The sequence below is a fragment of the Bradyrhizobium sp. CCBAU 53338 genome (assembly GCF_015291665.1).
Classification (GTDB): Bacteria; Pseudomonadota; Alphaproteobacteria; order Rhizobiales; family Xanthobacteraceae; genus Bradyrhizobium.
Window position 1 is genome coordinate 7,167,183 of record NZ_CP030048.1, and the last position, 17,942, is coordinate 7,185,124.

16 protein-coding genes are annotated in these 17,942 nt (G+C 66.0%); 10 read left to right on the top strand and 6 right to left on the bottom strand.

Annotation, left to right across the window (positions count from 1 at the left end):
* Positions 1-113 precede the first annotated feature (113 nt).
* The 4 genes from XH90_RS33705 to XH90_RS33720 all read left to right on the top strand — a co-directional run bounded on the left by XH90_RS33705 (position 114) and on the right by XH90_RS33720 (position 6,308).
* Entirely contained in the window at positions 114-1,331 is a 1,218-nt protein-coding gene (locus tag XH90_RS33705; RefSeq protein ID WP_194478521.1) for an acyl-CoA dehydrogenase family protein, read from the top strand.
* Between the two features lie 39 nt (positions 1,332-1,370).
* Positions 1,371-2,351, top strand: a complete 981-nt coding sequence (locus tag XH90_RS33710) for an amino acid--[acyl-carrier-protein] ligase (RefSeq protein WP_194478522.1) — start codon at positions 1,371-1,373, stop codon at positions 2,349-2,351.
* Positions 2,352-2,387: 36 nt separating this feature from the next.
* Entirely contained in the window at positions 2,388-3,263 is an 876-nt protein-coding gene (locus XH90_RS33715) for an acyl-CoA acyltransferase (protein WP_194478523.1), read from the top strand.
* Positions 3,264-3,440: 177 nt separating this feature from the next.
* Positions 3,441-6,308 carry a PAS-domain containing protein gene (locus XH90_RS33720; protein ID WP_194478524.1) on the top strand — a complete coding sequence of 956 codons (2,868 nt, stop codon included), beginning with the start codon at positions 3,441-3,443 and terminating at the stop codon, positions 6,306-6,308.
* 130 nt (positions 6,309-6,438) lie between these two features.
* On the opposite strand, the gene XH90_RS33725 is transcribed toward XH90_RS33720, so the two are convergent.
* Positions 6,439-8,133 carry a bifunctional diguanylate cyclase/phosphodiesterase gene (locus tag XH90_RS33725; protein WP_194478525.1) on the bottom strand — a complete coding sequence of 565 codons (1,695 nt, stop codon included), beginning with the start codon at positions 8,131-8,133 and terminating at the stop codon, positions 6,439-6,441.
* Between the two features lie 220 nt (positions 8,134-8,353).
* Here XH90_RS33725 and XH90_RS33730 point away from each other — a divergent pair, with 220 nt between their 5' ends.
* Positions 8,354-8,614 (top strand): hypothetical protein, encoded by a 261-nt coding sequence (locus XH90_RS33730; protein ID WP_194482897.1) that lies wholly within the window; start codon positions 8,354-8,356, stop codon positions 8,612-8,614.
* Between the two features lie 6 nt (positions 8,615-8,620).
* On the opposite strand, the gene XH90_RS33735 is transcribed toward XH90_RS33730, so the two are convergent.
* The 3 genes from XH90_RS33735 to mtgA form a co-directional block, all read right to left on the bottom strand.
* Positions 8,621-9,250: a hypothetical protein gene (locus XH90_RS33735; protein WP_194478526.1), complete on the bottom strand. Its 630-nt coding sequence runs from the start codon at positions 9,248-9,250 to the stop codon at positions 8,621-8,623.
* A gap of 153 nt (positions 9,251-9,403) precedes the next feature.
* Positions 9,404-9,586, bottom strand: a complete 183-nt coding sequence (rpmF, locus tag XH90_RS33740) for a 50S ribosomal protein L32 (RefSeq protein WP_007598106.1) — start codon at positions 9,584-9,586, stop codon at positions 9,404-9,406.
* 169 nt (positions 9,587-9,755) lie between these two features.
* Entirely contained in the window at positions 9,756-10,430 is a 675-nt protein-coding gene (mtgA, locus tag XH90_RS33745; RefSeq protein WP_194478527.1) for a monofunctional biosynthetic peptidoglycan transglycosylase, read from the bottom strand.
* Between the two features lie 160 nt (positions 10,431-10,590).
* Here mtgA and XH90_RS33750 point away from each other — a divergent pair, with 160 nt between their 5' ends.
* Together XH90_RS33750 and XH90_RS33755 are read left to right on the top strand one after the other, a co-directional pair.
* On the top strand, positions 10,591-11,514 hold the full coding sequence (locus XH90_RS33750) for a polyprenyl synthetase family protein (RefSeq protein WP_194478528.1): 924 nt from the start codon (positions 10,591-10,593) through the stop codon (positions 11,512-11,514).
* 62 nt (positions 11,515-11,576) lie between these two features.
* On the top strand, positions 11,577-12,263 hold the full coding sequence (locus XH90_RS33755) for a DUF1345 domain-containing protein (RefSeq protein ID WP_194478529.1): 687 nt from the start codon (positions 11,577-11,579) through the stop codon (positions 12,261-12,263).
* A 24-nt stretch (positions 12,264-12,287) separates the two neighbouring features.
* Here XH90_RS33755 and XH90_RS33760 read toward each other — a convergent pair whose 3' ends face one another.
* Both XH90_RS33760 and XH90_RS33765 read right to left on the bottom strand, forming a co-directional pair.
* Positions 12,288-14,120, bottom strand: a complete 1,833-nt coding sequence (locus tag XH90_RS33760) for a caspase family protein (RefSeq protein WP_194478530.1) — start codon at positions 14,118-14,120, stop codon at positions 12,288-12,290.
* Positions 14,121-14,301: 181 nt separating this feature from the next.
* On the bottom strand, positions 14,302-14,730 hold the full coding sequence (locus XH90_RS33765) for a GFA family protein (protein WP_194478531.1): 429 nt from the start codon (positions 14,728-14,730) through the stop codon (positions 14,302-14,304).
* Positions 14,731-14,825: 95 nt separating this feature from the next.
* Here XH90_RS33765 and XH90_RS33770 point away from each other — a divergent pair, with 95 nt between their 5' ends.
* The 3 genes from XH90_RS33770 (at position 14,826) to XH90_RS33780 (ending at position 17,930) form a co-directional block, all read left to right on the top strand.
* A complete protein-coding gene (locus tag XH90_RS33770; RefSeq protein ID WP_194478532.1) occupies positions 14,826-15,200 on the top strand; it encodes a nuclear transport factor 2 family protein in 375 nt (124 codons plus the stop codon).
* 219 nt (positions 15,201-15,419) lie between these two features.
* The gene (gene bla, locus XH90_RS33775) at positions 15,420-16,274 is read left to right on the top strand and encodes a class A beta-lactamase (RefSeq protein WP_194478533.1); all 855 of its coding nucleotides are present in this window, start codon (positions 15,420-15,422) and stop codon (positions 16,272-16,274) included.
* 45 nt (positions 16,275-16,319) lie between these two features.
* A complete protein-coding gene (locus XH90_RS33780; protein WP_246755657.1) occupies positions 16,320-17,930 on the top strand; it encodes a Na+/H+ antiporter in 1,611 nt (536 codons plus the stop codon).
* Positions 17,931-17,942 lie beyond the last annotated feature (12 nt).

Genomic DNA, 17,942 nt, shown 5'->3' on the forward strand with positions numbered 1-17,942 from the left:
ATTTGAATTAAATCCGTAGCCTCCTCTCACAAGCAAAGATGGTCGGAGGATCGCCGATGCGACATCGCGAATGATGCCGGCGATCCCGAACGACGAAGCGGAGGCGGACGAGTATGAACGTGCGTGAAGCAGTCCAGACTTTCGACGAAACTCAGCCGAGCCTTCTCGAGCACGGCCCCTCCTTGATCGAGCGCGCGGCGCGCACCGCCAGCGTGGCTGCGGCCGACGCCGACGCCGTCGATCGCGACGCCCGCTTTCCGCACAAGGCATTCGACACCGCACGCGAGCAAAAGCTGCTCGGCGTCATGATCCCGGTCGAGTTCGGCGGCTTCGGTGCCTCGATCTACGACGTCACCGACATCTGCTACACGCTCGGGCGCGCCTGCGCCTCGACCGCGATGATCTATGCGATGCACCAGACCAAGGTCGCCTGCGTCGTCAGACACGGTCACGGCATCCCCTGGATGGAAACCATGATGCGCCGGGTCGCTCGCGACCAGTGGCTGCTCGCTTCCTCCACCACCGAAGGCCAGAATGGCGGCAACATCCGAGCCAGCGCGGCCGCAGTCGACCACGCCGGCGACACCGTTTCTCTGGTCCGCGACGCCACCGTGATCTCCTACGGGGCCCAGGCCGACGGCCTCGTCACCATCGCCCGCCGCGCCACCGAGGCTGCGGCTTCGGATCAGGTGCTGCTGGCCCTCGCGAAGGACGATTACTCGCTGAAGCAGACGCAAGGCTGGGAAACGCTCGGCATGCGCGGCACCTGCTCGACCGGTTTCGAGCTCAAGGTCGATTGCCCCGCCGACCGTGTGTTCCCGGAGGCCTATGACAAGATCCACGCGCAGACCATGACGCCGTTTGCACATCTGTGCTGGTCGTCGGCCTGGGCCGGCATTGCCGCCGCCTCCGTCACGCGCGCCCAGGCTTTCGTCCGCAAGGCGGCCCGCGGCTCCGGTGGCCAGATGCCGCCAGCGGCCGCGCATTTCACGGCCGCGAAGATGTCTCTGGCAAAGCTGCGCGCGCTGATATCGGCCAATCTCGACGCGTTCGCCCATGCCGAGCATGACGAGCGCGCGCTCGGCTCGCTCGACTTCCAGTCGTCGATCACCCTTCTCAAGGTGCAGGCCTCCGAGCTTGCGGTCGAGACCGTGATGCATGCGATGCGCACCGCGGGCCTCGCCGGTTATCGCAACGACGGCGAGTTCACCATGGGCCGCCATCTGCGTGACGTGCTGTCGTCGCCGATCATGATCAACAACGACCGCATCCTGGCCAACGCCGCCACCTCGACGCTGATGAGCGGCATCCCGACGAGCCTTCGTGACTAAACCAACAAGAACAAATTTGAGATAGCAGGACACCATCCCATGAACATTGCCGTCCTCCCCGATTCGCCCGACACCGCGCCCCAGATCGTCGACCCGCTCGATCATCTCGCCGACAAGCTGTTCCATCGCATGGGCTCGGACGGCGTCTACGCCCGTACCGCGCTCTACGAGGGCATCGTCGAGAAGCTCGCCGCGTTGATCACCAATCATCGCGAAGCCGGCACCGAGGCGCTGCGCTTTCCGCCCGTGATGAGCCGTGCCCAACTGGAAAAATCCGGCTACCTCAAGAGCTTTCCCAACCTGCTCGGCTGCGTCTGCGGCCTGCACGGCACCGAACGCGAGATCAATGCCGCGGTGAGCCGCTTCGATGCCGGCGGCGACTGGACAACCTCGCTCTCGCCTGCCGACCTCGTGCTGTCGCCCGCGGCCTGCTATCCCGTCTATCCGATCGCGGCGAGCCGCGGCCAGTTGCCGAAGGGCGGCCTGCGTTTCGACGTCGCGGCCGACTGCTTCCGCCGCGAGCCGTCGAAGCATCTCGACCGGCTGCAATCGTTCCGGATGCGCGAATATGTCTGCATCGGCACGCCGGATGACGTCGCGGATTTCCGCGAGCGCTGGATGGTGCGCGCGCAGAAGATCGCGACCGATCTCGGCCTGACCTTCCGCGTCGACTATGCCAGCGACCCGTTCTTCGGCCGCGTCGGCCAGATGAAGGCGGTGAGCCAGAAGCAGCAGCAGCTCAAGTTCGAGCTCCTGATCCCGCTGCGCTCGGAAGAGCAGCCGACCGCCTGCATGAGCTTCAACTATCACCGCGAGCATTTCGGCACGACCTGGGGCATCCAGGACGCCAATGGCGAGCCCGCCCACACCGGTTGCGTCGCCTTCGGCATGGATCGTCTGGCCGTCGCGATGTTCCACACTCACGGCACCGATCTCTCCGCCTGGCCCGCCAAGGTGCGCGAGATCATGGGCATGCAGCCGCAACTCGCGGCCGACGCCCACGGCGAAGGCTGGCGCTAAGTCGAGAGGCCGACCATTTCTACGGGCAAGACGAGCGTGATCCACACCAAGGTCCGATGTCGCGAGATCACCGAGTCCGATGTCGACGGCATCGCTGACTTGCTGACGCGCGGCTTCGCCGGCCGCTCGCGCAACTACTGGATCCAGGGCCTGCGCCGGCAGGCCTTCCGGCCGGTGCCGGACGGCTATCCGCGCTTCGGCTACATGCTCGACAATGACGGCGAACCGGTCGGCGTGCTGCTGCTGATCTACACGACGCGCAAGAATGGCGAGGAGATCGCCATCCAGTGCAATCTGTCGAGCTGGTATGTCGAGCCGGCCTACCGCAACTACGCGCCGCTGCTGACCAAGATCGCGCAGCGGCACAAGCACGTCACCTATCTCAACATCAGCCCGGCACCCTGGACCTGGCCGATCATCGAGACGCAGGGTTTTCGCGCCTATTGCCGCGGCATCTTCTTGTCCGTGCCCGCGCTGTCGCGCGCACCGCGCTGGAGCAAGATCGAAGTCATCTCTCCACATACCAAACAGATCGAAGGCCTCACCGACGCCGAGACCGAGCTGCTGACACGGCATGCGCGCTACAGCTGCCTCAGCCTCGTCTGCCGCACGCCGAAGGGCGTCTTCCCCTTCATCCTGCAACCGGTGCGAATCCGCCGCGGGTTCATCGCACCGCCGGTGATGCAGCTGATCTACTGCCGCAGCGCCGCCGAATACGCCGCCTGCGCCGGCCGGATCGGCCGGCTGCTGCTACGGCTCGGCAAGATCGCGGTGATCATCGATTCCAACGAGCCCGTCCCCGGCCTTGTCGGTATTTATACCGAGCGCCGCGGCCGCAAATATTTCAAGGGCCCGCATCGCCCGCGACTGGCCGATCTCACGGATACGGAACTCGTGCTCTACGGACCGTAGGCGCCGCGCGCGCCTGCAACACCGAGATTTGTGGCGCGGGGCCAGACCTGCACTCTCTGCATCGATAGTCACCCTCCGTAAACTACAGCGCTTAAGGGAATTTTCCCGCCTCTTCGCTACGCTCGGTGGCTGAATTACGTTGCGTTAAGCCTATTGCCACCGAGATCCGCTGATCCCATGACGTCGACCCGCGACAACGAGCTCGGTGCTTACAGCGAGCAAGGCCAAGAGGCCCTGCTGTCGCTGAGCCAGCTTGCGCTCGACGGCATGGAACAGGGCGTCTGTGTCTACGACTCCGGCAACCGGATCGTGCTGGTCAACCGCCGATATGTCGAGTTGTTCGGCATGTCGGCCGACATCGTGCGGCTCGGAACGAGTTACCGCGACGTCCTTGCCCACAGCATGGCGCGCGGAAATATTCCGGCCGATGAACTCGACACCCTCTACGCCTCGCGGATCGCATTGATTTCGGCCGGCAAGCCGTTCCAGACCCGGCAGACGCTGTCAAGCGGCCTTGTCATCACGCTCGAGCTGAAGCCGCTTCCCGCCGGCGGCTGGATGACGATCTGCGACGACGTCAGCCGCCTCGCCCGCCTCGAGACCGAGCTGCAGCTCCAGACCGAGCGCAGCCAGCATGCGCTCGCGCACATGTCGCACGGCCTCATCATGTACGACGCCGACGCCCGCGTCGTCGTCTGCAACGAGCGCTTCCTGCAATTCTACGACCTCGACCCAGACGTCGTGAAGCCGGGTGTCGCGCACAGCACGGCCATCGACCACTGGCTGTCGCGCGGCAACAGAGCGGACATGAGCGGAGAAGAGTTCCGCGACGCCCGGATCAACGACGTCAGGACCAGGAGCCCGAAGACCCTTCTCGTGACGCGCCATGACGGCCGCAAGGTGCAGGCCGTATCCCGCTTCATGCCCGACGGCGGCTGGGTCACCGTGCACGAGGACGTCACCGAACGATTGCAGCACGAGGAGACTCTGAAACAGCAAAACCTCATGCTGGATGCCGCGCTCGAAAACATGGCGCATGGGCTCGCCTTCTACGACGGCGACATGCGCCTGCGCGTCTGCAATTCGACCTACCGTGAGATCTACCGGCTATCGCCGGAAGAGAGCAAGCCCGGCACCCATCTCTCCGAACTGATCGAGCGGTCGATTGCGAACGGCGCGTTCTCGTCCGAATACAGCCCGCAGCAGATCCTTGAAGCTGCCCGCGCCCGGATCGAGAGCAACGATTCCTCGCCGATGCGGCGGCGCATGACCAATGACACGATCGTGTCGGTGCGCTATTGCGCGCTGCCCGAGGGCGGCTTCGTCGCGACTTACGAGGACATCACCGAGCGCGAGCACGCGGTCGAGGAACTGAGCGAGCAGTATCGTCGCTTCGACGCCGCCCTGAACAACATGAGCCAGGGCCTGTGCATGCTCGATGCGAGCCTGCGCGTGATCGTCTGCAACCGCCGCTACATCGAGATGTACGGCCTCTCGCCCGAGATCGTGAAGCCCGGCGTCTCGATGCGCGAGATCATGGAGCATAGCTGCGATCTCGGCATCCATCCGAACACGACGGCCGCCAAGCTGTACGCCGACTATGTCGAGCGGCTGCGCGAGGGCGAGCACACGCTGCACCGCCATTTGAGCGACGGCCGCATCATCAAGCTCAACCACAAGCGGATGGAGCATGGCGGCTGGGTCGTCACCTACGAAGACGTCACCGAGCGCCACAAGGCCCAGGCGCGCGTCGCGCACATGGCGCGGCACGACTCCCTGACGGATCTGCCCAACCGCACGCTGTTCCGCGAGAAGATGGGCGAGGGATTGAACCAGGTCGCGATCGCCGGCGGCGCCATGGCCGTGCTGTGCTTCGACCTCGACAATTTCAAGACCGTCAACGACCGGCTGGGCCACGCCGCCGGCGACCGGCTGCTGCGCTGGGTCGCGGCGCGGCTGAAGGAGAATGCCGGCGAGCACGACACCGTCGCCCGCCTCGGCGGCGACGAGTTCGCCGTGCTCCAGCGCGGGCCGCAGCCGCAATCGGCGGAGCGGCTGGCACGGCGGCTGGTCGAGATCATCGGCCACCCGCCGCCGCTGGAGAGCCAGTCCATTCATGTCGGCGTCTCCGTCGGCATCGCGATCGCGCCGGATCACGGGCTCGATGCCGACGAGCTGATGAAGTGCGCCGACCTTGCGCTGTATCAGGCCAAGGCCAAGGGGCGCGGCGCCTTCCAGCTGTTCGAACCCGGGATGGAAGAACAGGCGCGCAGCCGGCACGCGCTCGAGCACGATCTGCGCGGCGCGCTGGAGGCCAGCCAATTCCATCTGGTGTTCCAGCCGCAGGTGCGGCTCGACACCACCGAGCTGACAGGCTTCGAGGCATTGCTGCGCTGGAAACATCCCTCGCGCGGTCTCGTCTCGCCGGCCGAGTTCATTCCGATCGCCGAAGAGAACGGGCTGATCGTTCCGATCGGCGAATGGGTGCTGCGCACGGCCTGCGCCACGGCCGCCGCGTGGCCCGAGGTCACGGTCGCGGTGAACCTGTCGCCGGTGCAGTTCCGCTCGCGCGGACTGGTGGCGATGGTCACGAGCGCGCTTGCGGAGGCCGGCCTGCCGCCGCAGCGGCTCGAACTCGAGGTCACCGAGACTGCGCTGCTCGACGACAGCGAAGCCACCATCGGGATCCTGCACCAGCTCCGCGCCCTCGGCGTGCGCGTCAGCCTGGATGATTTCGGCGTCGGCTATTCCTCGCTGAGCTACTTGCGCAAGTTTCCGTTCGATCGGATCAAGATCGACCGCTCCTTCGTCGGCACGCTCGGCGAAAGCCCGGAGAGCGTCGCCATCGTTCGCACCATCGCGAGCCTCGGCTCCGTGCTCGGCGTCGAGACCACGGCGGAAGGTGTCGAGACGGTGGAGCAGCTCGACTTCGTCCGCGAATGCGGCTGCACCGCGGTGCAGGGCTATTATTTCGGCAAGCCCTGTCCGGCGTCCGAGGTCGGGCTGACCATCAAGACGCTGAACGCGATCCGCCGCGTGGCGTGAGTTTCTTCCATCGGCGTGAGCTTCCGCGAAAACAACCCCATGCACAGTAGAAGGGGGATTGATTTCAAAGGAGAAATTCAAGGACCAGGTGAAGCTCGGCTGCCCCACCCAGGGGGATGACCACGAAGCCCTACCCGGCCGCAGGCAGAGCGCTGTCCGGCAACGGACGCCACGGCCGGTCGGCTGAGGCGAGGCCGATCAGGCGGCCCTGGATGTAATCGCAGCCCCAGTCGCGCAGCATGTCGGCGGCCTCCTCGTCCTGCACCCATTCGGCAACGGTCTTGATGTCGAGGCGACGGGCGAGGTCGATCAGGGTCTGCACGAAGGCGCGGTCGTCGGCGGAACGGTTGATGTTCTGCACGAAGGCGCCGTCGATTTTGACGATGTCCACGCCGAGCTTGCGCAAATTGCGGAACGAGGTGTAGCCGGCGCCGAAATCGTCGATGGCGATGCGGCTGCCGAAATTCTTGAGCCGGCTGACGAAGGCGCGAACGTCGTCGATGTCCTGGATCGCGACCGTCTCGGTGATCTCCACGATCAGCCGCTCGGCGACGCCGGGATGGGCCCGCATCAGCGATTCGATTCCGGCCCACCAGTCCGGGTCCATCGTCGTATCAGGCGAGATGTTGAGGCTGAGGCGGATGTCCGGCGCGGCCGCGAGTTCGGCAACCACCAGTTCGAGCACGCGATGATCGACCAGGCGGATGAGGCCGAGCCGCTCGGCAACCGGCACGATGTCGGGCGCAAGCAGCACCTGGCCGTCGCCCTGGTCCATCCGCACTAGGCATTCGTGGAACGCGCCCTCGCGGGTCGCAGCCGAGACCACCGGCTCGTAGGCGAGCTTGATGCGACGCTCGTTCAGCGCCGTGACGATCTCGTCGGTGACGCGGATGTTGACGCGGCGCTGCGCGTCGCGCGCGGCATCCGGACGCCACGCCGCGAACGAGCCGGCGCGGCGGCGCTTGGCGGCATCCAGCGTCTCGTGGGCGCGGTTGATCGCCTCGTCGGTATTGCGGGCATAGCGCGGCAGGCTGACCGCGCCGATCGAGACGGTGACCGAGACCGGGCCGGATCTGGTCGGCACCACCTCGTCGCGGATGCCGGCGAGGAAGCGCTCGGCGGCGACGTTCATGTCGTCGACGGTGCAGTTCTTCAGGATCAGGCCGAACTTGTTGCCGGAGAAGCGACCAAGCACGTCGCCGCCGCGCAGGCGCGCGCGAATCCGCTTGGCGACGTCGAGGATCACGGCGTCGGCCACGTCGAAGCCGAAGGCGTCGTTGACGCGGGCGAGATGATCGATGCCGACCAGCATGAAGGCCGCGGTCGAGCGGAAGCGGCTCGTCTCCTCGATCGCTTCGGCCAGCGCCGCAATCAGATGGGAGCGGTTGAGCTCGCCGGTCAAGGGATCGAGCCGGGCGAGCCTGCCCAGTTCCTCGTCGCGGGCGTGCCGTTCGTTGTTGATGCGGATGGAGCCGATCGCGCGCGTCGGGCGGCCGTCGGGGCCGGCGAACCAGCGGCCGGTCTCCTCGATCCAGACCACGGGATCGGAGGCGCTCATGCGCACGCCATATTCGACCCGGTAGGGCGTGCCGTCGGCGCCGTGCACGGCTGATGTCTGCGCGAGCGCGGCGCTCCGGAGCGTTTGCGCGGGCTCGATCAGCTTGGCGAACTCGGCGCCGGTCGCGAGCCGCTCGGCAGGGATCCCGGGGAAGATGGCGCCGGCCTGCTCGCCCCACACGATGGCGTCGCTGGCAAGATCCCAGGCGAACAGGGCCTCGCCGAGGGCGGCGAGGATTTCGGAGGCTTGCGGCAATGCAGGGGTCAAAAGCGCCTCGTTTCGGGACAGCGGGGGAGTCCTGAGCCGGCACAGGATACGGCCAGATTCGCCTTCGACCCTAGGCAAAGTTCATAAACAATTTGGAAACCACGTTCCGGAACCCCGTGGAACGGAATAGGCTCGGCCGGCATAGGCCTTGCGAGACCATCACATGCACCGGCGCCAGCGTCCCAAAACGCGCCAGTTCAACCGGATCAGCGGTGTTGCGATGGTGAATGCGGACCAGATCGAAGAAACAACGCGGGAAGCGAGCACCGCGCTGGTCCCGTTGACCCCGGTTTTGCAGTTCCTTCGCAAGGTGCCCTTGACGCGTCCCGACCCCAGCTTCGTCACCCAGCTGATCGCCAATGCCGAACACCTGCCCCAGGCAAGCCGGCTGCGCCGCGGCTCGTCCGAGGACGCACGCATGGCCTATGGCAGCAAGCGCCCGCTGGGAAGCGTCAGCGCGCGCACGCGTCAGGTGGCTTGAGAAATCTCAGCGCGACTCTTCGGGGGAGGACGGCGTGCCGTTGCCCGGCTGCAAATGCGGCGAGGGAATTTCCGGCGACGGCGCGATCGCCGGCTTCGGCGCGGGATGATCCATCAAAACGGATTCGGCAACCGATTGCGCCGAGGGAGCGGGCGGCTCGGGCTGCGGTTCGGGCACCTTCGGCTCGAACGTCGACGCCGGTGGCGGCGCCTCGGCCTGCCGCTTCGCCTTGCGTGGCACCGGCACGGTCTCTGCGGTGACATAAGTGATGCGGCGACGCGCGCGCTGCGCAATGCCGCCGAGGAAATCGGCCATCGCCAGCAGTACCAGCAGGAAGTAGGTGGAGTTGCCGAATTTGGGCCACATCACGAATTCGGCGGCGGCCGCGCCGAAGATGATCAGCGACAGCAGATGATCCATCAGGAATTTCGCGCCGGGCCGTGCGCCCTTCACCACTTCGAGCAGCAGCAGCAGCACGCCGAGCGCCAGCAGCAGATCGGCGAGCGTGACCGGCCAGGTCTCGCCCGTGATCATCGGCACCTTGAACAGCACGTCCGAGAAGGACACGCTGGGCATCAGGAAGGCGATGATGTTGTAGACCGCGAGCGGAATCAGGAGCAGCGGGAAACCAACCATCGGCGAAATGCCTTCTCGATCAAGATATCCGGACAGAACAATGCAGCGGCGAAGCATTCGCTCCGCCGCCGTCACTGTCATATCTCATGGATTGGCCGAAATCAGGCAGGTCACGCCATCCTGATTGAGGATAACTCTGCCCGAGAAGAGTCTTTAGGACTCTTTCTTCTTCAGGACCTGACGGCCCTTGTACATGCCGGTCTTGAGGTCGAGATGGTGCGGACGACGGAGCTCGCCGGAGTCCTTGTCTTCCACATAGGTCGGCTTCTTGATGGCGTCTGCCGAGCGGCGCATGCCACGGCGCGACGGCGAGGTTTTTCTTCTCGGAACGGCCATTTCAGTATCCTCTAGGGATTGGTGTTCATCCGGGCATCGTCCGCGGAGGACGGCTCAGCACCCGCAATACGGGGCGAGCTGAATGCCGATCAAGGCCGGGCTTATAGAGGAAGGCTGGCCGTAAAGCTAGGCTCTTCGACCGGAAAATACGCCCGAAAATCGCTCGAAATCAGCGATTTTCCCGCCAGCAGGTCAAAAGCGAGGACGCCTGCCCCCTCGCCACATAGGTCCCGGCCAGCCGCCGGACGCCCGGCCCCGGGGTCCTGGCGCTGCGTTTGACCGGATTCGGCAGGATCGAGGCCAGAAGCGCCGCCTCCCGGGGGGAGAGATCGGCCGCCGACTTGCCGAAGGCATAGGCGCTGCCCGTCTCCGCCCCAAACTGCCCCTGCGGGCCGAGTTCGGCGATGTTGAGGTAGATTTCCAGAATCCGGCGCTTCGGCAGGACGAGGTCGACCCATAGCGCCAGCGGAAATTCCATCGCCTTGCGGATGAAATCGCGCCCCTGCCAGAGGAACAGGTTTTTTGCCACCTGCTGGGTGATGGTGGAGGCCCCCCGGAACGGCGTGCCGTCCTCCGTTGCGTCGTCGATGGCCTCGCGCAGTGCGCCCCAGTCGATGCCGTGATGCTTGCAGAAATGGGCGTCCTCGGCCGCCACCACCGAACGCGGCAGATGCGGCGACATCTCGGCCAGATCGATCCATTCCCGATGCATCGGCGCGCCCGTCAGCGAGCGCCAGGCCATCAGCGTCGAAACCGGATGGCCGGTGCGATAGAACGGCGCGATCACATAGGGCGTGAGAGCAACGACCACGAGCGCGACCAGCAGGATTTTAACGATGCGCAAATCAACCTTTCCGGCGCGAAATGAACGCAGCCGCGGATCCCGCCATTAAGTCTGTGATAATTCGGGCCTTTTCCAGCACTTTTTAGGCCTTCCAAACGATTGACTGGGGCGGGCGCATAAAGGATTGTCCGGCCGAATTTTGGTTCTGGAGCCTTTCTTGATGACCGGCACGTCACCGTCCGATTTCGCCAAGCGTCTGGACAAGACCGCTGATGACACCGAAACCCTGCTCGGGCGCCTGCTGTCGGACGACATCCTGCACGATGAGATCGCCCGCCCCAAGCGACTGATGGACGCAATGCGCTATTCGAGCCTGAATGGCGGCAAGCGCCTGCGGCCGTTCCTGGTGGTCGAGAGCGCCGCCGTGTTCGGCGTTCCCCGCGAAGCCGCGCTGCTGGTCGGCGCCGCGCTCGAATGCATTCATTGCTATTCGCTGATCCATGACGACCTGCCGGCGATGGACAATTCGGACCTGCGCCGCGGCCGTCCCACCCTGCACAAGCAGACCGACGACGCCACGGCGATCCTCGCCGGCGACGGCCTGTTGACGCTCGCCTTCGACATCGTCACCCGCGACGAGATTCATCGCGACGCCAATGTGCGGCTGCTTCTGACGCGGGCGCTGGCGCGCTGCGCCGGCATCGGCGGCATGGTCGGCGGCCAGATCCTCGACCTCGCCGGCGAAGGCCGCTTCGGCGGCAACGAGCCGATCGACGTCGCCCGCATTCAGCAGATGAAGACCGGCGCGCTGCTACGCTACGGCTGCATCGCCGGCGCGATCCTCGGCCAGGCCTCGCAGAAAGAATACCAGGCGCTCGACGATTACGGCCGCGCGCTCGGCGAAGCCTTCCAGATCGCCGACGATCTGCTCGACGTCGAAGGCGATGCGGCCGCGCTCGGCAAGCCGGCCGGCGCCGATGCCGCGCTCGGCAAAACCACCTTCGTCACCCAGCTCGGCATCGACGGCGCCAAGCAGCGCGTCCGCGACCTGCTGGCGCGCGCCGACAGCGCGGTGTCGATCTTCGGCGATCGCGCCGCCGTGCTGCAAGCCGCAGCCCGTTTCGTCGCCGAGCGCAAGAGCTGACGTATTCACGATCTTCACCTCTCCCCGCTTGCGGGGAGAGGGAGCAGAGAGCCATCGCCACCATGGCCACTGACAAGGAAGACCCCGTCCTCGCCCGCTTCCGCCAGATGTCGCGACCGATGCGGCTGATCTACGCGCGGCCGCGGACCTTCATCTCGCTCGCCGTCGGCGTCCTCGTCTGCCTGCTCGTCCCCGGCTCGTACCGGCTGGTGACGCGGCTGTTGTTCGGCTGGGATGCGCTGATCGCGGTCTATCTCGTGCTGGTCTATACGATGATGCTGTGCAACGACCATCAGCACATCCGCCGTGCGGCTGCGATGCAGGACGACGGCCGCTTCGTGATCCTGCTGGTGACGGCGGTCGGCGCGTTCGCCAGCATCGCGGCGATCGTCTCCGAGCTCGGCACGCCGCACCGTGGCGCCGCGGAGCTCACCATCGCCATCACCACCATCGCGCTGTCCTGGGCCGCCGTGCACACGACCTTCGCGCTGCACTACGCTCATGACTATTACCGCCATCCGCCCGGCGGATTGCAGTTCCCGAGCGGCGACAAGGAAGACCACGCCGATTATTGGGACTTCGTCTATTTCTCGTTCGTGATCGGCATGACCGCGCAGGTCTCCGACGTCGGCATCACCGACAAGACCATCCGCCGCACCGCCACGGCGCACGGCATCGTCTCGTTCATCTACAATACGGCGCTGCTGGCGCTGACGGTGAACATCGCGGCGAGCGCGATCTCGGCGTAGCCGTCACAGCTCTCTTGCGACACCTCAGTTGCAGACCTCGACATTGGCATCGACGTGAGGGCCGCCGCCGCCGTGATACTCGAGATGGCAACCGCGCTTGACGGGACGGCAGAGCAGATCGTTACAAAAGATCTGACCACTTCCGCCCGTAGCGCGACCGGCGCCGGCGGCAACAGCAGCGCCGCCCGCAGCTCCCGCCGCCGCACCGCCGGACTGACGACGCTGCCGTGCGGGACGGTCATCGCCGTCGTCGCGCCTGGCGGTTGCGGGCTTGGCGCCTGCAGGCCTGGCCGGCTTGCCGGCACGCTGCTTCTCGCATTCATTGTCGTCGTTCAGCACGAAACCGTCGCCGCAGACGATCTTGGTGCAGGTGTCGCCGTCGGCCTTGAAGCCGTGATCGCAGACCAGCGGGCAGACGCGCGACTGCCTGGCCTTTACCGTGTCGAGCGCGTCCGTGCTCGCCACCTTCACGTCGAGCTTGGTGCCGGCATAGCGGTTGAACTGCGACAGCGACCGCTGCGAGGACGTGTTCCAGTTGCCGTCAGCCTGGCCTGAGAAGCAGCCGACGCGGCCGAGCTCGGTCTGCACCGAGCGGCTGAGATCGGCCGGCGTGGTGGCCGGCGTCAGCGCGGCGACATTGGTTCCGGCGGGACTCGCCGTGCCGGCCGGCGCGGCGGTCGGCGCGGCGGCAGCGAGATTGACGCGCTGCTGCTCGGCAGCGGCGGCCTGCTGCTGCGCCTGCTCCTTGGCCTTCTGCGCGGCCAACTGGGCCTGCTCCGCCGCCTTCGCGTCGGCCGCAGCCTTGGCCTGCGCGTCCTTCTGCGCACCAAGCGCAGCGAGACGGTCGCGCTCGGCTTCCGCCTGCTTTGCCTTCTCGATCGCTGCGGCATGAACCTGCTCGGCCTGGATCTTGTCGAGCTGGAGCTTGGCAAGGCTCGCGTAGAAACCGTCCGGGTGCTGGGCCAGGAAGGCCTCCCACGCCGGCCTGTTGCCGACCTGGAGCGCGAGCTCGTAGTCGCGGCGCATGTCGGCTTGCGGATTGACCGCAGGCGCAGATGCCGCCGCGGCCGCCGGCGCGGCCTTGACCGGCACCAGCGGCACGTCTTCACCGCCGAGCGAACCGTAGACGAACGGCTCCTGCTTGTTGCCGGTCGATTTCAGCACGTCGTCGCGCACGAAGCCGAAAGCGCGGCGGACGTCGAGGCCAGGCGTCGTCAGATGCTTCGACAGCGCGATCGTGAAGGGACTGTTGGCGCCGTCGCCATCCTGCGCGGTGAACCCGGCCTTGGCCGAATAGGCAATCAGCGTGTTGGTGCTGGTCGGCTCGACCTGGGCCAGACCACGGCCGATGCCGCGCGAAGCGAGCGTGCGCTTCATGGTCCGGCCAAACGGATTGTCGCGGCAGGCGTCGAGGATCACCAGGCGAAGCTGCTTCGCCGGCTCGACGGCGACCAGAACGCGATCGAGCGAAAGCGCCTCGTCATAGACGTCGGTGTCGCGCTCGAGCTTGGCGTCGACCGGGATCAGATAGTTGGAGCCTTCGACCTCGATGCCGTGGCCGGCATAGTAGACCACGGCGATGTCGGCATCGCGGGTCGCATCGGCGAAGTCGCGCAGCACGCGCCGCGTTTCGAGCGCGGTCAGATCGTGGCGGGAATCGACGACATCGAAGCCGGCATCCTTCAGCGTCTTCGCCATCACCGCACCGTCGTTGACGGGATTGGGAAGCGAGGGCGCGTGCTGATAGGCCGAGTTGGCCAAAACCAGCGCAACGCGTTTTCCGGCGAAGGCGGGCTCGGCACCCCACATCAGCGCGACAGCGAGCAGAAGCAGGCAAAGTCTGAAAATATTTCGCATGACACGACGTCCAAATATTCGGGGTAGTTCACACCCTCGGGGCCAGCCTTAGCAAGATCCATTGCCTGCGCTTGTGATGGAGGTCACGCACACCGCGCCGGCGACATGCCGAGGAACCCTTTTTGTTAGTCGCGCCAGAGCCTTGGCGGTTCGCCACCAAATGCCCGCGGGCCGGTTTCCGCTACGCATCTTCGATGTGGCCCCGATACTGCGGCAGATTGTCCGTGATCTCGTGCCACGGCGCCTTGGAGCCGACGAAGATATGGGCGGTCGGGCGGATGGTGGGGGCATCGACCAGGGTTCCCATGGCGACATGGGCCCATTGGCCTTCGCGGACGCGGGAATAAAGCAGCGAGCCGCAGCGGCCGCAGTGCGCGTCATGGGTGGTGTCGTCGCCGTAGATGATCCTGATGTCCTCGCCCCCGACGAGGCGGAGCCGGCTGTATTCGATGCCGACGAACGGCTTGAAGGCGGAACCCGTGGTCCGGCGGCAGTTCGAGCAGTGACAGTTCAGCGCGTAGGAGAACGCGTCCGCCACCTCGTAGCGGACCGCGCGGCAGGTGCATTCGCCGGCAAGGATACGAGCATTCTGATGTCGTGAACCCGTCATGATGGTGCCCTCGCGCAAATCGCGGAAGACAGAGATAGCGCAATCCGACGCGTCCGACTAAATTCTCGCCAAGCCATCATTCAAAGGGATGATCCATGAGCCCAAATCGGTCGAGCATCGAAGCCGTCGTGCAATCCTATTTTGACGCGCTTTACGAGGGCGACGCCGACAAGCTCGGCGACGTCTTCCATCCGTCCGCCGATCTGCGCTGGGTGGAAAAGGGCGAGCTGAAGATCCTGACCGTGCCTGACTGGCTCGCCTGGGTCCGCAAGCGCCCCTCCGCCAAGGCCGAAGGCAAGCCGCGCGAGGATTTCATCGTCACGATCGACCGTTCGGACGACAAGACCGCCTTCATCAAGGTCAAATGCCAGCTGCCGCCGCGGTTTTTCACGGACTATCTGGTGGCGATGAAGCTCGCCGACGGCTGGCAGATCGTGTCGAAATCGTATCGGTACGATCTGAAGGAGTGAGGGCTTTCGCCGGCCATCCACCTGCCGCGCTCATCCCTCATTCTCCGTCATTGCAAGCCCAACTCTCGCCACACGTCATTGCGAGGAGCTCTTGCGACGAAGCAATCCAGAGTCTCTCCGCGGAGAGACCCTGGATTGCTTCGCTTCGCGCGCGATGACGACGCGGATAGCCCGTCGATTGCATCTCTTTCCACTTCTCCGTCTCCCAGAAGGCCCCCCATGCTCGATCGCCGTTCCGTGCTCGCCTCGCTCTGCTGGATGGCCGCTTCTCCCGCGCTCGCCGCGGAGGCGCCGCCCGAGCTTGAATCCTATGAGCGCGAGAGCGGCGGACGGATCGGGGTCTATGCGGAGAATCTCGCCACCGGCGCAAAACTCGCATGGCGCGCGGACGAGCGCTTCGTGATGTGCTCGACGTTCAAGGCTTCGCTCGCGGCCTGCGTGCTGGCGCGGGTCGACCGCGGCGAGGAGAAGCTGGCCGCGATGATCTCTTTCGGCAAGGCCGACCTGCTCGAGTACGCGCCGGTTGCGAAGCAGAACCTGACGGCCGGCGCGATGTCGGTCGCCGACATGTGCAAGGCGATCGTCGAGCTCAGCGACAACACCTGCGCCAACCTGCTGCTGGCGCGGATCGGCGGACCCGCCGCGCTCACGGCGTTCTGGCGATCGACCGGCGACACCACCTCGCGGCTCGACCACAACGAGCCCGAGCTCAACCGCTCGCCGCCCGGCGATCCCCATGACACGACCACGCCGGCCGCAATGGCCAGCAATCTGAAGCGGCTGGTGACGGGCGAAGCGCTGTCACCGGCTTCCCGGATCCAACTCACCGAATGGATGGTCGGCTGCAAGACCGGCGCGAACCGGCTGCGCGGCGGCCTGCCGGCAGCCTGGAAGATCGGCGACAAGACCGGCAGCAACGGCAAGGACGCATCAGGCGATATCGCCGTCACCTGGCCCAAGCCCGATGCACCGATCCTGATCGCCGCCTATACCCAGGGCGGCGCGCCGAATCCGGCTCAGCTCGAGGCGGTGTTCGCGCGGATCGGGCGCATGGTGGCGGAAAAGCTGGTGTAGGCCGCCCTGCATTGACCTCCCGGCCGCTTCCGGCCAAGACAGGTCATGATCGCAGCGAAATTCCAGACCTTTCTCATCCTGCTCGCCGTGCTGGCAGGCACCGCGCTGGTTGCACGCCGCTTCAACCTGGCGCCCGCGATCCTGCTGATGCTCTCCGGCGTCGGCCTCGCTTTCGTGCCCGGGATGCCGCCGGTGGAACTGCCGCCGGAGCTGGTGCTGCTGATGGTGCTCCCGCCGCTGATCTACTCGGCGAGCGTGGCGATGAGCTGGCGCGAGTTCAGGAACAATCTGCGTCCGATCGTGCTGCTCGCGGTCGGCGCGGTGATCTTTACCGCCGCGATGGTGGCGATGGCGACGCACTACGTGATCGGCCTGCCCTGGAGCATCGGCTTCCTGCTGGGCGCGATCGTCGCGCCGCCCGACGTGGTGGCGCCGCTCGCGATCGCGCGACGGCTCAACATGCCGCGCCGGCTGCTGGTCATCCTCGAAGGCGAAGGGCTCGCCAACGATGCCACCGCGCTGATCCTGTACCGCTTCGCGCTCGCCGCGATCGTGGTCGGGCATTTCTCGCTGCCGCTGGCAACAGGCGAATTTGCCCTGATCGTCGCCGGCGAGATCGCCTTCGGCATCGGCGTCGGCTGGCTCTCGCTGCGTTTCCGCAGATGGTCGTGCGAGCCACGGGTCGAACTGACGCTGTCGCTGATCACGCCTTACGTGTCCTACTGGCTGCCCGAACACGTCGGCGGCTCCGGCGTGATCGCCACCGTCGCCTGCGGCCTCTATGTCAGCTGGAACGGGCCGCTGCTGATCTCGGCGTCGACGCGGCTGCAGGGCATCTTCTTCTGGGACCTGATCATCTACCTGATCGAGGGCCTGCTGTTCCTGCTCACCGGCTTCCAGATGCGGGCGCTCTACGAAAAGTCAAAAGCGTTTCCGCTCGACGACATCATGCTCGCGACCGCATTGGTCATGGTCATCGTCGTTCTGGCGCGCTTCGCCTGGCTCTATCCCGCGACTTACCTGCCGCGGATGCTCTCGAAGTCCCTGCGCGCGCGCGATCCCTCGCCGCCCTGGCAATGGCCGTTCGCGCTCGCCTTCACCGGCGTGCGCGGCGCGGTGTCGCTCGCCGCCGCGCTGGCGCTGCCGTTCACGCTGCCCGACGGCGATGCTTTCCCCTATCGCGATCTGATCCTGTTCGTCGCCTTCGGCGTCATCTTCATCACGCTGATCGGCGTCGGCCTGACGCTGCCGCCGGTGGTGCGCGCGCTCGGCATCGCGGAAGCCGGCCGCAACGAGCATGTCGCCGAGCACGAGGCCGAGATCGCGGCACGGCGCCAGGCGCTCGACGCCGCGCTGAAATCGCTGGATGCGCTGACCGAGCAGAAGGAGGTGTCGGACGAGGTGATGCGGCTGCTGCGCGCCCGTCATGAGATCCGCGTCAACCAGCTGCCTGACTCGCTCGATCCCGCCCACCACGACGTCTCCGCAGCCGGCACCGCGCTGACCCGCGAACTGATCGAGGCCGAGCGCAAGTTCATCCACGACCTCCTGCGCGACGGCCAGATCACCGACGAGACGCGGCGGAGGATCGAACGCGATCTGGACCTGGAAGAGGCGAGCCTGGCGAACCGGGAGTATCAGGGCACGCCGCTGTAGCCTGACGGCAGC

Excerpts from the sequence above, each read along its gene's own strand:
- XH90_RS33705 (WP_194478521.1), top strand. The coding sequence starts at position 114 with ATGAACGTGCGTGAAGCAGTCCAGACTTTCGACGAAACTCAGCCGAGC.
- XH90_RS33710 (WP_194478522.1), top strand. The coding sequence starts at position 1,371 with ATGAACATTGCCGTCCTCCCCGATTCGCCCGACACCGCGCCCCAGATC.
- XH90_RS33720 (WP_194478524.1), top strand. The coding sequence starts at position 3,441 with ATGACGTCGACCCGCGACAACGAGCTCGGTGCTTACAGCGAGCAAGGC.
- XH90_RS33730 (WP_194482897.1), top strand. The coding sequence starts at position 8,354 with ATGGTGAATGCGGACCAGATCGAAGAAACAACGCGGGAAGCGAGCACC.
- XH90_RS33735 (WP_194478526.1), bottom strand. The coding sequence starts at position 9,250 with ATGGTTGGTTTCCCGCTGCTCCTGATTCCGCTCGCGGTCTACAACATC.
- rpmF (WP_007598106.1), bottom strand. The coding sequence starts at position 9,586 with ATGGCCGTTCCGAGAAGAAAAACCTCGCCGTCGCGCCGTGGCATGCGC.
- XH90_RS33750 (WP_194478528.1), top strand. The coding sequence starts at position 10,591 with ATGACCGGCACGTCACCGTCCGATTTCGCCAAGCGTCTGGACAAGACC.
- XH90_RS33755 (WP_194478529.1), top strand. The coding sequence starts at position 11,577 with ATGGCCACTGACAAGGAAGACCCCGTCCTCGCCCGCTTCCGCCAGATG.
- XH90_RS33760 (WP_194478530.1), bottom strand. The coding sequence starts at position 14,120 with ATGCGAAATATTTTCAGACTTTGCCTGCTTCTGCTCGCTGTCGCGCTG.
- XH90_RS33765 (WP_194478531.1), bottom strand. The coding sequence starts at position 14,730 with ATGACGGGTTCACGACATCAGAATGCTCGTATCCTTGCCGGCGAATGC.
- XH90_RS33770 (WP_194478532.1), top strand. The coding sequence starts at position 14,826 with ATGAGCCCAAATCGGTCGAGCATCGAAGCCGTCGTGCAATCCTATTTT.
- bla (WP_194478533.1), top strand. The coding sequence starts at position 15,420 with ATGCTCGATCGCCGTTCCGTGCTCGCCTCGCTCTGCTGGATGGCCGCT.
- XH90_RS33780 (WP_246755657.1), top strand. The coding sequence starts at position 16,320 with ATGATCGCAGCGAAATTCCAGACCTTTCTCATCCTGCTCGCCGTGCTG.